Annotated in this window: 13 protein-coding genes; 8 read left to right on the plus strand and 5 right to left on the minus strand. The window is 70.2% G+C overall.

Annotated elements, in window-relative coordinates:
- Positions 1–6 precede the first annotated feature (6 nt).
- The 5 genes from cobA (at position 7) to HHL10_RS06140 (ending at position 5,475) form a co-directional block, all read left to right on the plus strand.
- Positions 7–768 carry a uroporphyrinogen-III C-methyltransferase gene (cobA, locus tag HHL10_RS06120; protein ID WP_169159464.1) on the plus strand — a complete coding sequence of 254 codons (762 nt, stop codon included), beginning with the start codon at positions 7–9 and terminating at the stop codon, positions 766–768.
- Positions 769–837: 69 nt separating this feature from the next.
- Positions 838–1,161 (plus strand): ferredoxin FdxA, encoded by a 324-nt coding sequence (gene fdxA, locus HHL10_RS06125; RefSeq protein WP_169159465.1) that lies wholly within the window; start codon positions 838–840, stop codon positions 1,159–1,161.
- Between the two features lie 13 nt (positions 1,162–1,174).
- Positions 1,175–2,281, plus strand: coding sequence for an NAD(P)/FAD-dependent oxidoreductase (locus HHL10_RS06130; RefSeq protein ID WP_169159466.1), 1,107 nt, complete (start codon positions 1,175–1,177; stop codon positions 2,279–2,281).
- A 295-nt stretch (positions 2,282–2,576) separates the two neighbouring features.
- Positions 2,577–4,718, plus strand: a complete 2,142-nt coding sequence (locus HHL10_RS06135) for a TonB-dependent siderophore receptor (RefSeq protein WP_169159467.1) — start codon at positions 2,577–2,579, stop codon at positions 4,716–4,718.
- A gap of 214 nt (positions 4,719–4,932) precedes the next feature.
- Positions 4,933–5,475 (plus strand): hypothetical protein, encoded by a 543-nt coding sequence (locus HHL10_RS06140; protein WP_169159468.1) that lies wholly within the window; start codon positions 4,933–4,935, stop codon positions 5,473–5,475.
- Positions 5,476–5,506: 31 nt separating this feature from the next.
- On the opposite strand, the gene HHL10_RS06145 is transcribed toward HHL10_RS06140, so the two are convergent.
- From HHL10_RS06145 to uvrC, 4 genes are all read right to left on the minus strand, one after another.
- Positions 5,507–6,355 (minus strand): DMT family transporter, encoded by an 849-nt coding sequence (locus tag HHL10_RS06145; protein WP_169159650.1) that lies wholly within the window; start codon positions 6,353–6,355, stop codon positions 5,507–5,509.
- A gap of 44 nt (positions 6,356–6,399) precedes the next feature.
- Positions 6,400–6,963: a CDP-diacylglycerol--glycerol-3-phosphate 3-phosphatidyltransferase gene (gene pgsA, locus HHL10_RS06150; RefSeq protein WP_169159649.1), complete on the minus strand. Its 564-nt coding sequence runs from the start codon at positions 6,961–6,963 to the stop codon at positions 6,400–6,402.
- 64 nt (positions 6,964–7,027) lie between these two features.
- Positions 7,028–7,540, minus strand: coding sequence for a hypothetical protein (locus HHL10_RS06155; protein ID WP_169159469.1), 513 nt, complete (start codon positions 7,538–7,540; stop codon positions 7,028–7,030).
- Positions 7,527–9,473 carry an excinuclease ABC subunit UvrC gene (gene uvrC, locus HHL10_RS06160; RefSeq protein WP_169159651.1) on the minus strand — a complete coding sequence of 649 codons (1,947 nt, stop codon included), beginning with the start codon at positions 9,471–9,473 and terminating at the stop codon, positions 7,527–7,529. The genes HHL10_RS06155 and uvrC overlap by 14 nt, the downstream gene beginning before the upstream one ends.
- 84 nt (positions 9,474–9,557) lie before the next feature.
- Between uvrC and earP the strand changes: the two genes are divergently transcribed.
- From earP to mnmC, 3 genes are all read left to right on the plus strand, one after another.
- Positions 9,558–10,595, plus strand: a complete 1,038-nt coding sequence (gene earP, locus HHL10_RS06165; protein WP_169159470.1) for an elongation factor P maturation arginine rhamnosyltransferase EarP — start codon at positions 9,558–9,560, stop codon at positions 10,593–10,595.
- A gap of 109 nt (positions 10,596–10,704) precedes the next feature.
- Positions 10,705–11,259: an elongation factor P gene (efp, locus tag HHL10_RS06170; protein WP_169159471.1), complete on the plus strand. Its 555-nt coding sequence runs from the start codon at positions 10,705–10,707 to the stop codon at positions 11,257–11,259.
- 88 nt (positions 11,260–11,347) lie between these two features.
- Positions 11,348–13,309 (plus strand): bifunctional tRNA (5-methylaminomethyl-2-thiouridine)(34)-methyltransferase MnmC2/FAD-dependent 5-carboxymethylaminomethyl-2-thiouridine(34) oxidoreductase MnmC1, encoded by a 1,962-nt coding sequence (mnmC, locus tag HHL10_RS06175; RefSeq protein WP_169159472.1) that lies wholly within the window; start codon positions 11,348–11,350, stop codon positions 13,307–13,309.
- Between the two features lie 51 nt (positions 13,310–13,360).
- On the opposite strand, the gene rpiA is transcribed toward mnmC, so the two are convergent.
- Positions 13,361–14,020 (minus strand): ribose-5-phosphate isomerase RpiA, encoded by a 660-nt coding sequence (gene rpiA / locus HHL10_RS06180; protein ID WP_169159473.1) that lies wholly within the window; start codon positions 14,018–14,020, stop codon positions 13,361–13,363.
- Positions 14,021–14,026: the final 6 nt, after the last annotated feature.

Genomic DNA, 14,026 nt, shown 5'->3' on the forward strand with positions numbered 1-14,026 from the left:
GAGCTGATGGGCCGGGTGGTCTTCATCGGCGCCGGCCCCGGCGCGGCGGACCTCATCACCGTGCGCGGCGCGCAGCGGCTGGCCGCGGCGCAGGTGGTGCTGTTCGACGCGCTCACCGATCCCGCGCTGCGCGCCTACGCGCCGCAGGCGCAGTGGCTCGACGTGGGCAAGCGCGGCTACCGCGACAGCACCGGCCAGGCGCGCATCAACGCGCTGCTGGTGGAGCAGGCACAACGGCATGAACTCGTGGCGCGGCTCAAGGGCGGCGATCCCAGCATCTTCGGCCGCCTGGAGGAAGAGCTGGTGGCGTTGCGGGCCGCGGGCATCGAGAGCGAAGTCGTGCCCGGCGTCACCGCGGCCATGGCGGCGGCGGCCGCGACGCAGCGGCCGCTCACGCGGCGCGGGCGCGGGCGCAACGTCAGCCTGAGCACGGCCATGACGCGCGCGGGCACGCTGCGCGCCAGCCGCAGCGCCGACACCGAGGTGTTCTACATGGCCGGCCATGCGCTGCCGGCGCTGTCGCAGCGCCTGCTCGACGCCGGCTGGCCGGCGGACGAGCATGTCAGCGTGGTGTCCTGCGCCGGCACGGCCGACGAGCGCGCCAGCCGCCACCACGTGGCCACGCTGGCCGAGGCCGCGGCCTCGCACGCGGGCCGGCCCACCGTGGTGATCGTGGGCGCCGGCGCGACGGCGCTGGATGCCTTGGAAACAACGTCCGCTGATGCCCTTGAGGCAGCGCAGGTTTCGGTGGAAACCCTCAGGCTTTAAAATCCACGTTTTTCCGTCTTTCGCAGCGGCCGTTCGGCCCGTGCGTGTAACCCCCCTACTCCAAAAGTCATGACCCACGTCGTCACCGAATCGTGCATCCGCTGCAAGTACACCGACTGCGTCGATGTGTGCCCCGTGGACTGCTTCCGGGAAGGCCCCAACTTTCTGACGATCGATCCGGACGAGTGCATCGATTGCGCGGTCTGCATTCCCGAGTGCCCGGTCAACGCCATCCTGCCCGAGGAGGACGTGCCTTCCGACCAGCAGCAGTTCATCGCGCTGAACGCCGAGCTCTCCAAGAAGTGGCCCAGCATCACCAAGCGCAAGGCGTCGCTGCCCGATGCCGAGGAGTGGAAGGACCGCACCGGCAAGCTGGACCAACTCATCAAGTAAGCAGTAGAAGACCATGGAACCGCAACTGAACGAAGAGATCGCCAAGACGGCAGGCAGCCATGACGGCCCCATCGAGACGGATGCCGTCATCGTCGGCGCCGGCCCCTGTGGCCTGTTCCAGGTCTTCGAGCTGGGCCTGCTGGAGATCAAGTGCCACATCATCGACTCGCTGGCCTACCCCGGCGGCCAGTGCATCGAGCTCTACCCCGACAAGCCCATCTATGACATCCCGGCCGTGCCCGTGTGCACCGGCAAGGAGCTGACGGACAACCTGCTCAAGCAGATCGAGCCTTTCGGCGCGACCTTCCACCTGGGCCAGGAAGTCACCACGGTGCAGAAGCAGGACGACGGCCGCTTCTACGTCGAGACCAGCAAGGGCACGCGCTTCCTGACCAAGACCATCTTCATCGCCGGCGGCGTGGGCTCGTTCCAGCCGCGCATGCTCAAGGTCGAGGGCCTGGACGCCTTCAACGACAAGCAGGTCTTCTACCGCGTCAAGAACCCCGCGCAGTTCGCCGGCAAGAACCTGGTGATCGTGGGCGGCGGCGACTCCGCGCTGGACTGGACGCTGAACTTCGTGCAGGAAGGCCCGAACAAGGCCGAGAGCGTCATCCTGATCCACCGCCGCGACGGCTTCCGCGCCGCGCCGGCCTCGGTGGCCAAGATGAAGGAGCTGTGCGACGCCTACGAGATGCAGTTCATCGTCGGCCAGATCACGGGCATCGAGACCAGCGCCGACGGCCAGACGCTCAGCGGCGTGAAGGTCACCGGCGGTGACGGCGTCACGCGCGTGGTGCCCATGGACATGCTGCTGGTGTTCTTCGGCCTGAGCCCCAAGCTCGGCCCCATCGCCGAGTGGGGGCTGGCGCTGGAGCGCAAGCAGATCGTGGTGGACACCGAGAAGTTCCAGACCAGCGTCCCGGGCATCTTCGCCGTGGGCGACGTCAACACCTATCCGGGCAAGAAGAAGCTGATCCTGTCGGGCTTCCACGAGGCCGCGCTGGCCGCCTTCGGCGCCGTGCCCTACATCTTCCCGGAGAAGAAGGTGCACCTGCAGTACACGACCACCAGCCCCAAGCTGCACAAGGTGCTGGGCGTGGAAACGCCGGTGTTCGACTGAGCCGCCTCACGCAGGCTCACACCGAGAAAGGCCCGCGCTGCGGGCCTTTTTTCATGGTCGCGCCAGCCATGACCGCGCCGCCGGCAGGGCCGCACGTGGCCCGCAAGCCACAGGTGGTGGGGGCGCTGCCGCCATAATCCGCGCTCTTCGCTGGGGGTGCTGGAGGTCCGTCTCGGACCTGCGGCTGAGAAAGTCCCTTTGAACCTGATTTGAGGTAATCCTCGCGCAGGGAAGCTTCGGATGCCGCAGGGCCTGCGGTGGCCTTGCCGCCCTGTCGCGGCACTGCTGTACATCGATGGCCCACCACATCACGCCGCGCGTCCTGTTCGCGCTCACACCCCTGGCCGCCGCCATCCTGGCGCTGCCCGCCTCGGCCCAGGAGGCCCAGGACGCCGCCGCCACGAGCGCCCCGACCACCACCATCACCGTCACCGGCCGCACGCCGGCCCCGGCCGTCAGCGGCTTCGGCGAGCAGCCGCTGTCGTCCACGCCCATCAGCGCCCGCGTGCTGGGCGAGGCCCAACTGCGCGACACCGGCGCGCGCGAGCTGCGCGACCTCACGCGGCTGGATGCCTCCTTCTCCGACGCCTACAACGCCGAGGGCTACTACGGCAACCTCAGCGCGCGCGGCTACGTGCTGGACAACCGCTTCAACTACCGCCGCGACGGGCTGCCCATCAGCGGCGAGACGCCCATCGGGCTGGAGAACAAGGCCGGCATCGAGCTGCTCAAGGGCACCAGCGGCATCCAGGCCGGCACCAGCGCGCCCGGCGGGCTGGTGAACTACAGCGTCAAGCGCCCGGACCGCACCGTGCGCAGCGCCGCCCTCGGCTGGCGCGAGAACGGCACCGTGGCCGCCGCCGTGGACCTGTCGCAGCGCTTCGGCGAGGACGAGCGCTACGGCCTGCGCCTCAATGCCGGCGCCGAGCGGCTGCGCCCGCAGACCTACAGCCTCCATGGCGAGCGCCACCTGCTGGCCCTGGCCGGCGACGTGAAGCTCACACGCGACACGCTGCTGGAAGCGGAGATCGAGCACAGCCGCCAGTCGCAGCCCAGCGTGCCGGGCTTCAGCATGCTGGGCCCGGTGGTGCCGGACGCGCACGCCATCGACCCGCGCATCAACCTCAACAACCAGCCCTGGTCGAGGCCGGTGGTGTTCGGCGCCAACACCGCCTCGCTGCGCCTGACCCAGAAGCTCGAAGGCGGCTGGAAGGCCACGGCGCATGCGATGACGCAGCGGCTGAAGACGGATGACCGGCTGGCCTATCCCTTCGGCTGCGATGCCGAAGGGGTCTACGACCGCTACTGCAGCAACAGCAGCTTTGATTTCTATGCGTTCCAGAGCGACAACGAGCGCCGCCGCAGTGACGCGCTGGACTTGAACCTGGCCGGCAGCGTGCAGACCGGCACGATCAGCCACGACCTGAGCGCCGGCGTGCTGTTCACCCGCTTTGAGAGCCGCCTGCAGCCGCGTCTGGACGACGGCGTCATCGTCGGCAGCGGCACCATTGACGGCCGCACCGTGGTGAATCTGCCGGCACTGGGCACCGCACCCAACACCAACCGCGACGAGCGCTCCACCGAGCTGTATCTGCGCGACGCAATCCAGCTCACCGAACGCCTGCGCGGCTGGCTGGGCCTGCGCCACACCCGGCTCGATCGCGAGAGCGTGCGCACCGACGGCTCGCGCCCCACGGACTACAGCCAGTCCTTCACCACGCCTTGGGCCGCCGTCAGCTACGCCTTCGCGCCGCAGCACATCGTTTACGCCAGCTGGGGCCAGGGCATCGAGTCCTACGTCACCCCGAACAAGAGCAGCTACGGCGCACAGGCGGGTCAAGCGCTGTCGGCCCAGAAGAGCCGCCAGACCGAGATCGGCCTCAAGGGCCGCACCGCCTATGACCTGCAATGGACGCTGGTGGCCTTCGACATCGACCGCCCGGTGGTTACCGACACCGGTACGGACTACTTCGTGGATGGCAGCCAGCGCCATCGCGGCGTCGAGGCCCTGGTGGAGCGCCGCAGTGGCGCCTGGCAGTTCGCCGCCAGCGCCATGGCCCTGCGCGCGCGCATCGAGGACAGCAGCCTCAGCGCCGATGTGCGCCCCGCCAACGTCCCCGAGCGCACCCTGCGCCTGATGGCCGGCCACGACGTGGGCGCCCTGCCCGGGCTGAACCTGCAGGGCTGGCTGGTCTACGAGGGCGAGCGCACGTTGCTGCCCCAAGCCGACAGCCCGCGCATCGGCGGCTGGACGCGCGTGGACCTGGCGGCGCGCTACACCCAGCGCGTGGACAACACCACGCTCACCTGGCGCCTGGGCGTGGACAACGCCTTCGACCGCCGCGCCTGGCGCGAGTCGCCCTACCAGTACGGCCACATCTACCTGTACCCGCTGGCGCCGCGTACCTGGCGGCTGTCGCTGCAGGCGGATTTCTGAGCGCCCGACCCAGGCCGCTGGTCTTCCTGACCACGGTGAAAGCGGTTGCGGACGTCGCGACCACTTTCACTCCTGGAAGGCGCATGGCGCGCCTACACGCGGGGGCCCGGGCGTCGTGGCTGCGCCACATTCCGGTCGCGCTTTGCCAGGACTGCGCCCGGCTGGGACCATGATCCAGAGTTCGTTTCTTTAAGTAACAAACTCTGGACCTCCCATGGCCTCACGTCCCTTCCTCGCTTCCACCTTGTGCGCTGGCCTCCTGGCAGGCACCCCGCCCCTGGCGCTGGCCGACAGCGCCGGCACGACCCTCCCCTTCAAGGCCTCGGCCTCGGTCACCGAGTGGCTGGACCCTTCTCCCACCAACGCCTGTGCCGGCGAGGCGCCCGCCTACGGCAGCGCCGCGCTGGGCAGCAGCAGCGGCAACGGGCTGAGCTCCGTGATCGGCAGCTTCAGCTTCACGGCGCAGGACTGCGTGACCTCCACCAGCCCCTACTTCCTGCCGCCCTACGCCTTCAAGAGCCGCGAGTTCGTGATCACCACGGCGAGCGGCGAGCAGATCCAGGGCCGCTACGAGGGCACCAGCACACCGCTGGTCCCGGGACAGCTGGGCCTCAACGGCAGCTTCACCATCACCGGCGGCACGGGCCGCTTCGCCTACGCCAGCGGCGGCGGCACGCTGGAGCTGATCGAGGACATCAGCGCCATGCCGGCCAAGGGCTTCCTGCAGCTCAACGGGCGCATCTCGCGGCCACGCTGAGCGCTTCCGGCCGGCACGCTCCGCGGCGTCCTCAACGCCCGGCGCCGCGCACCACCAGGCTCACGCCCAGCGCCGTGAGCGCCATGCCGGCCAGCACCGCCGGGCCCAGCGGCTCGCCGAAGAGCAGCCACGCCAGCAGCGCGGTGCAGGGTGGCACCAGGTACATCAGGCTGGTGACGCGGGTGGCAGCACCGCGCTGAATCAGCAGGTACAGCAGCGAGCTGGCGCCCAGCGTCAGCGCCCCCACCGACCAGGCCAGCGCGCCGATCAGCTCCGGGTGCCAGCGCATGCCCTCGGACTCCAGCGCGGCCAGCGGCAGCGTCACCACCAGTGCCGCCAGCAGCTGCACGAAGCTGGCGGTGCGCACGTCGCACGGTTTCACGTGGCGCTTCTGGTAGAGCGTACCCACGGTGATGCACAGCAGCGCGCCGATGGACAGCAGCAGGTTGAAGCCGGTCACCTCGCCGGTGCCCAGCTTGCGCCACACCACCAGCAGCAGGCCGAGCAGGCCCAGCAGCAAGCCGAGCCACTGGCGGGCGCTGGCGCGCGCCTCCTGGCCGCTGGCGGACACCCACAGCGCGGTGAGCACCGGCTGCAGGCCGACGATCAGCGCCACCGTGCCCGCCGGGATGCCGGCCTTGACCGCGGCCCAGACGCCGCCCAGGTAGCCCGCGTGCATCAGCACGCCGGTCAGCGCCAGGTGCAGCACCTGCGCGCCGTTGCGCGGGAAGGCCGGGCGGCTGAGGGCGATCCACAGGCCGAAGGCCAGGGCGGAGAGCGCGTAGCGCCAGCTCAGGAAGGTGAGCGGCGGCGCATGCGGCATGCCGTAGCGCGCGACGATGAAACCGGTGCTCCAGATCAGCACGAAGACGGCCGGCATGGCGGCCAGGAGCGCGGTGCCGCGCACCGCCGGCGCCTGGGCGCTCAACGCGCGCGGGCGCGGATCTCGGGCAGCGCCTTCTGCAGGTAATAGACCATCGACCAGATCGTGAGCACGGCGGCCAGCCAGATCAGGCCCGTGCCCCAGAAGCGCGTGTCCAGCCCGAACACGCGCCCGTCATAGAGCAGGAAGGGGATGGCGACCATTTGCACCGTGGTCTTGAGCTTGCCCACCATGTGCACCGCCACGCTGCGCGAGGCGCCGATCTGGGCCATCCACTCGCGCAGCGCCGAGATGGCAATCTCGCGGCCGATGATCACCAGCGCCACCAGAGCGTCGGCCCGGTCGAGCTGCACCAGGATCAGCAGCGAGGCGCAGACCAGGAACTTGTCCGCCACCGGGTCCAGGAAGGCGCCGAAGGAGGAGGTCTGATTCAGCCGCCGGGCCAGCCAGCCGTCGGCCCAGTCGGTGAGCGCGAACACGATGAACAGCACCGTGGCCACCAGGTTCTGCGTCGTCGGACGCAACGGCAGCTCGTACACCGCCACGATCAGCGGTATGGCCACGATGCGGGCCCAGGTCAGCAGGGTGGGCAGGTTGAAGAACATGCCGGCATTGTGCCTGCTGAACACGCGCCGGCCGCCGCCGTGGGCAGGGCCGGCATGGAGCCCCTCACTGGTCGAGGATGCGCGGCTTGAAGCGCCGGTCGTCGTTGAACAGGAACACCTCGCTGAACTTCCACGGCCGCGGCAGGTGCGACACGTCGCCGAAGGGCGCTGCGCGCTTCACGGCGTCGATGGCCAGCTGCACCGTGTCCTTGGCCTGCCGGGGCACGCGCTGCACGTTGATGTTGCGCACGCTGCCGTCGCGGTTGAGCTCGATCTCCAGCACGGGAATAGCCAGCAGCGGATCGGGCACCTCGCCCATGTAGGACATGTCGGGGTTGGCCGCCACCAGGCGCATGGCCGCCTGCATCTTGTAGGCGGTCCAGTCGGCCGGCCGGCCCGACCTGGACAGCGGCGCCACGCCGGGCACCGGCGCCATCGGCTCGATGGCCGAGGGCGAGTGCGCCGGAATGTCGGCCGGCCCGGATGGGGCGCGCGGCACGCCGCAGGCGCTCAAGCCCAATGCGGTTGCGATGAGGGCCCACCAACGCAGTGGGCGCGGGGCTTCAGTGGAGCGCACGGTAGATCTCCTCCGCCAGTTCCTTGGATATGCCTTCGACGCTGGCGAGTTCGTCGATGCTCGCTTGACCCACGCCGCGCACACCGCCGAAGCGCTGCAGCAGCCGGGCTCGTTTCTTGGGGCCGACCCCCGGGATGTCTTCCAGACGGCTGCTGCCGGTGCGCACGCTGGCGCGCCGGGCGCGCATGCCGGTGATGGCGAAGCGGTGCGCCTCGTCGCGGATCTGCGCCACCAGCATCAGCGCGGCCGAGTCGGCGCCCAGGTAGACCTTGGGACGCCCATCGGCAAAGACCAGCTCCTCCAGCCCGACCTTGCGCCCCTCGCCCTTCTCCACGCCGACGATGAGGGAGAGGTCCAGCCCCAGCTCCTCGAACACCTCGCGCGCCATGCTGACCTGGCCGCGGCCGCCGTCCACCAGCACCACGTCGGGCATGCGCGCCGTGCCGGCGGCCACGCCCTCGGCCAGCTTGCCGTAGCGGCGCGTGAGCACCTGGCGCATGGCGGCGTAGTCGTCGCCGGGCGTGATGCCGGTGATGTTGAAGCGGCGGTACTGGGCGCTTTGCATCTGGTGGTTCTCGAACACCACGCAGCTGGCCTGCGTGGCCTCGCCGGCCGTGTGGCTGATGTCGAAACACTCGATGCGCACAGTGTCCAGGTCCTGCACCTCCAGGCTCAATGCCTCGGCCAGGGCAAGGGTGCGGGCACGCTGGGAGCCCTCCTGCGCCAGCAGCCGCGCCAGCGCCAGCTCCGCGCCCTGCTGCGCCATCTGCAGCCAGACGCGGCGCTGCTCGCGCGGCTGGTGCTGGGCGCTGACCTTGAAGCCGGCATGCTGCGACAGCGCGTCGATGAGCGCCTGGTCCACCGCATGGCTGAGCACCAGCGAGGGCGGCACGGCGCTGTCGAGGTAGTGCTGCGCGATGAAGGCCTCCAGCACGCGCACCTCGGCCGGCACCTCCGGCGGCGCGGCGCCCTCGACGCCGTCGCCCTCCTCCGCCTCGGCCGCGCCGATGGCGGCGGCGTCCTCCAGGTGCGCCGGGAAATGCGCCCGGTCGCCCAGGTGCCGCCCGCCGCGCACCATGGCCAGGTTCACGCAGGCGCGTCCGCCCTGCACCTTCACGGCCAGGATGTCCACGTCCTTCTCGGCCGAGGAGGCGCTGTTGGCCTCCACCGACTGCTGCTGCAGCACCCGCGACAGGGCCTGGATCTGGTTGCGCAGCTCGGCCGCCTTCTCGTACTCGAAGCTTTCCGCGTGTTCCATCATCCGCTGCTGCAATTGGTCCAGCAGCTCCTGCTGCTCGCCGCGCAGGAAACGCTCGGCGTTTTGCACGTCGCGCGTGTAGTCGGCGTCGCTGATCAGGCCGACGCAGGGCGCGGTACAGCGGCGGATCTGGTAGAGCAGGCAGGGCCGGCTGCGGTTGGCGAAGACGGTGTCCTCGCAGGTGCGCAGCCGGAACACCTTCTGCAGCAGCTGGATCGACTCCTTGACGGCCCAGGCGCTGGGATAAGGCCCGAAGTAGCGGTGCTTCTTGTCCACCGCGCCGCGGTAGTAGGACAGGCGCGGGAAGCGGTGCGAGACGAGCTGCAGGTACGGGTAGCTCTTGTCGTCGCGGAACAGGATGTTGAACCGCGGGTTCAACGCCTTGATGAGGTTGTTCTCCAGCAGCAGCGCCTCGGCCTCGGTGCGCACCACGGTGGTTTCCATGCGCGCGATGCGGCCGACCATCACGCCGATGCGCGTGCCGCCGTGGTCCTTCTGGAAGTAGCTGGAGACGCGCCGCTTGAGGTTCTTGGCCTTGCCCACGTAGAGCACGTTGCCGACGGCATCGAAGTAGCGGTAGACGCCCGGCAGCGCGGGCAATTGCGCCACCTCGGCCAGCAGCGCGGCGCGCCGCGGCGCCGCGGCGGCCTCGGCGCCGAGCTCGTCGCCCGCCATGGTGCCGGGGGCGAGCGCGGGGTCTTCGGGAGGTAGGGGCTGGCTCATGGAGGGCGTGATTCTGAGGCTTCCGATAATCGCGCCATGTTGTGGGACCTGTTCTGCCGTGTGATCGACAACCACGGTGACCTCGGTGTGGGCTGGCGCCTGGCCGCCGATCTGGCCGATCGCGGCGAGCGCGCGCGGCTGTGGGTGGACGATGCCTCGGCCCTGGCCTGGATGGCGCCGCAAGGCCATCCCGGCGTGGAAGTGCTTCCTTGGCGCGAGGACGGCGACTTTCCTGAACCCGGCGAGGTGGTGGTGGAGCTGTTCGGCTGCGATCCGCCCGCGGGCTTCGTCGCCCGCATGGCGGCCCAGGTGAAAGCGCCGGTGTGGATCAACCTGGAGTACCTGAGCGCCGAGGCCTACGTGGAGCGCTCGCACGGGCTGCAGTCGCCGCAGTTCTCGGGGCCGGGCGCCGGGCTCGTGAAATTCTTCTTCTATCCCGGCTTCACGCCGGCCACCGGCGGGCTGCTGCGCGAGCGCGACCTGCCCACGCGCCGCGCCGCCTTCGACCGCACCGCCTGGCTCGATGCGCAGGGCACGGGCTGGCAGCCGCGGGAGCGCGTGGTGAGCCTGTTCTGCTACCGCCGCCTGCCCGCGCTGTGGCCCTGGCTGGCCGAGCGGCCCACGCTGCTGCTGGCCGCGCCGGGCGCGGCGCAGGCCGACATCGGCACATTGCCCGAGGGCGTGCGGCTGCACTGCCTGCCCTGGCTCACCCAGCGTGACTATGACCACCTGCTGTGGGCCAGCGACCTGAATTTCGTGCGCGGTGAGGACTCCTTCGTGCGCGCGCAGTGGGCCAATGAGCCCTTCGTGTGGCAGATCTACGAGCAGCACGACGGCGTGCACGCGGCCAAGCTGCAGGCCTTCCTCGACCGCTTCCTGCAGGGCTGCGAAGGCGCCGCATGGGCCGGGTCACTGCGCCGGCTGTGGGGCGCCTGGAACGGCCTGAACGAGGCGCCGCCGGCCCTGCCGGATGAGGCTCCTTGGCGCGCGGCGTGTGCCCGCTGGCGCCAAAGCCTTGAAAACCATCACGATTTGACGACGCAGCTGCAGGGCTTCGTAGCTGCCAGACGGTAGAATCATTGGCTTTGCGCAGGGCCGCGTCGTGAGACGCACCGTCAAACGCGCAGTACCAGGCAGCACCGAGCGTTCAATTCGTGCAGCCACTCTCTACTGGAATCTCGCCATGAAACTCGCTCAGGAAATCCGCGCCGGCAACGTGATCATGCAGGGCAAAGACCCGATGGTCGTGCTCAAGACCGAATACAGCCGCGGCGGCCGCGGTGCCGCTACGGTGCGCATCAAGATGAAGAACCTGCTCAATGGCGGCGGGGCTGAAGTCGTCTTCAAGGCCGACGACAAGATGGACCAGATCATCCTGGACAAGAAGGAGTGCACCTACACGTACTTCGCCGATCCGATGTACGTGTTCATGGACGCCGAGTACAACCAGTTCGAGGTCGAGGCCGAGAACATGGGCGACGCCATCTCCTACCTCGAAGACAACATGGCGGTGGAAGTGGTGTTCTACGACGGCAAGGCCATCTCCGTGGAACTGCCCACCACTGTGGTGCGCGAGATCGAGACCGAGCCGGCCGTCAAGGGCGACACCTCGGGCAAGGTCATGAAGCCCGCCCGCCTGGTCGGCACCGGCTTCGAGATCGCCGTGCCGCTGTTCGTCGAGAACGGCGACAAGATCGAAATCGACACCCGCACGCACGAGTACCGCAAGCGCGTCTGATCGACGCCGCGCGCACTTCGCGCCACGCGAGCAGCAAGGGGCACTTCGGTGCCCCTTGTCGTTTCCGGACCTTCCCTTCTCCCCGCCCATGAAGCGCTTCCCCATCGCACCGGCCCGCATCGAGTTCGATGCGCAGGGCGTGCCGCACGCGCCCGATTTCGGCGACGTCTACCACGCCCGCGCCGGGGCGCAGGCGCAGGCGCGCCACGTGTTCCTGCAGGGCAACGGGCTGCCGCAACGCTGGCAGGGCCGCACGCGCTTCGTGATCCTGGAAACCGGGTTCGGCCTGGGCAACAACTTCCTGGCGACCTGGGAGGCCTGGCGTGCCGACGCGCAGCGCTGCGGGCGCCTGCATTACGTCGCCATCGACCTGCACCCGCCGCGCCTGGAGGACCTGCGCCGCGCCCATGCCGCGTCCGCCCTGCCCGAGCTCGCGGCCGAGTTGATGGCTGCCTGGCCGCCGCTGAGCCCGGACCTGCACACGCTGCACCTCGACGGCGGCCGCGTGGTGCTGCAGCTGGCCTGGGGCGACGCCACGCAATGGCTGCCGCAGTTGCTGGTGGAAGCGGATGCCTTCTACCTGGACGGCTTCGCGCCCGCGCGCAACGAGGCACTGTGGTCCGCGCAGGTGTTCAAGCCACTGGGCCGGCTGGCCGCGCCTGGCGCCACGGCCGCGACCTGGAGCGTGGCGCGCCCGGTGCGCGACGGGCTGCGCTCGGCCGGCTTCGAGGTGGAACGCGCCCCCGGCTTCGACAGCAAGCGCGAGATGACGCGTGCCCGCTACGCACCGGTGTTCGTGCCGCGCCGTGCGGCGGGGCATCCGCTGTCGGCCCGGGTCGACTCGGAGGCGCCGCGCACCGCCCTGGTCATCGGCGCGGGCCTCGCCGGCGCGGCCTGCGCCCAGGCCCTGGCCGCCGCCGGCTGGCACTGCACGGTGCTGGAGCGCCATGCCGAGCCCGCCAGTGAAACTTCGGGCAACCGCGGCGGGCTGTTCCACGGCGTGGTCAACGGCCAGGACGGGCCGCATGCGCGCTTCAACCGCGCCGCCGCGCTGCTGGCGCAGCGCACCTATGCCCCGCTGATCCACGGCGGCCACATCCCCGGCCAGCTCGGCGGCCTGCTGCGCCTGGCCGGGGCCGATGCGAGCTTGGAAGCCATGCACGCCCTGCTGGCGACGCAAGGGCTGCCCGCCGACTACGTGCAGCCGCTGACGCCCGAGGCGGCGAGCGAACGCAGTGGCCTGCCGTTGCGGGAGCCGGCCTGGCTCTATCCCGGCGGCGGCTGGCTGCAGCCCGGCGCGCTGGTGCGCCATTGGCTGAATCGGCCCGGCATCGCGCTGCGTACCGGCGTGGAGGTGAAGGCGCTGTGCCAGCGGGAAGGCGGTGCCTGGTCCGCCCTGGATGCCGTCGGCCAAAAGATCTCGCAGGCCAGCGCCGTAGTCTTGGCGAATGCGGGACAAGCCTGTACGTTGCTTCGACCGCTGTTGGGCGATGCGCCGACCTGGCCGCTGGGGCTGCAGCGCGGACAGGTCACGCTCGTCCCGGCCGACACGCCGGGCCTGCGTCGCCCGCGCCTGCCCGTGGCCGGCGGCGGCTACGCGCTCACGTTGCAGGATGACAGCCTCGTATGTGGCGCCACGGCCAGCTTGCAGGACCTGGACCCCGCCCTGCGCGCCGAGGACCAGGCTTTCAATCTGCAGCGCCTGCGGCGGCTGGGCATCGAGCTGGCGACGCAGGCGCTGCCCCTGGCCGGCCGCGTGGGTTGGCGCACGCTCGCCGACGACCGCCTGCCGGTGGTGGGTGCCGTGCCGCAGCCGGGAGCGTCCGCGCAGCGCGTGCGCGAGCTGCCGCGCATGCCGGGGCTGTTCGTGTGCACGGCGCTGGCCTCGCGCGGCATCGGCTGGGCGCCGCTGCTGGGCGAATTGATCGCTGCCTGGGTCGGCGGCGGCCCTTTCCCGTTGGAGGCGGAGCTGGTGGAGGCGGTGGACCCGGCACGCTTCGGCGTGCGCCGCGCGCGCAAGGCGCCGGCCGAAACGGACGACGGAGCCTGAAGCGCCGTCGCGGAAGTCAATGGGCGGCTGCAGCGCCGCCCGGAACCAGCATCAGAAGCTCAGCGTCTTCACGCCTTCGGCCGTGCCCAGCAGGCAGACCTGCGCCTTGTGGCGGGCGAAGATGCCCACCGTCACCACGCCGGGCCACTGGTTGACCTCGGTTTCCATCGCCAGCGGATCGGTGATGCGCAGGCCGCGCACGTCCAGGATCGGGTTGCCGTTGTCGGTGAGCACGCCGGGGCGGATGCTGGCCTCGCCGCCCAGGGCCTTGAAGCGCCGCGCCACCTGGGCCGCCGCCATGCCGATCACTTCGACCGGCAGCGGGAAGTTGCCCAACACGTCCACCAGCTTGGACTCGTCGGCGATGCAAATGAAACGCTCGGCCAGGTCGGCGACGATCTTCTCGCGCGTCAGCGCTGCGCCGCCGCCCTTGATCATGAAGCCCTGGTGGTCGATCTCGTCGGCGCCGTCCACGTAGACGGGAATGCCCTGCACCGTGCTCGTGTCCAGCACCGGGATGCCGTGCGCCTTGAGCCGCTCGGTGCTGCGCTCGGAGCTCGACACCGCGCCGGCGATGCGGTCCTTGATCGCGGCCAGCGCGTCGATGAAGTGATTGACCGTGGAGCCGGTGCCCACGCCCACCACGCTGCCCGGCACGACGTGCTGGACAGCGGCCTGGCCCACGAGGGCCTTGAGTTGGTCCTGATTCATGGGCGC

The sequence above is a fragment of the Azohydromonas caseinilytica genome (assembly GCF_012927045.1).
Classification (GTDB): domain Bacteria; phylum Pseudomonadota; class Gammaproteobacteria; order Burkholderiales; family Burkholderiaceae_C; genus Azohydromonas; species Azohydromonas caseinilytica.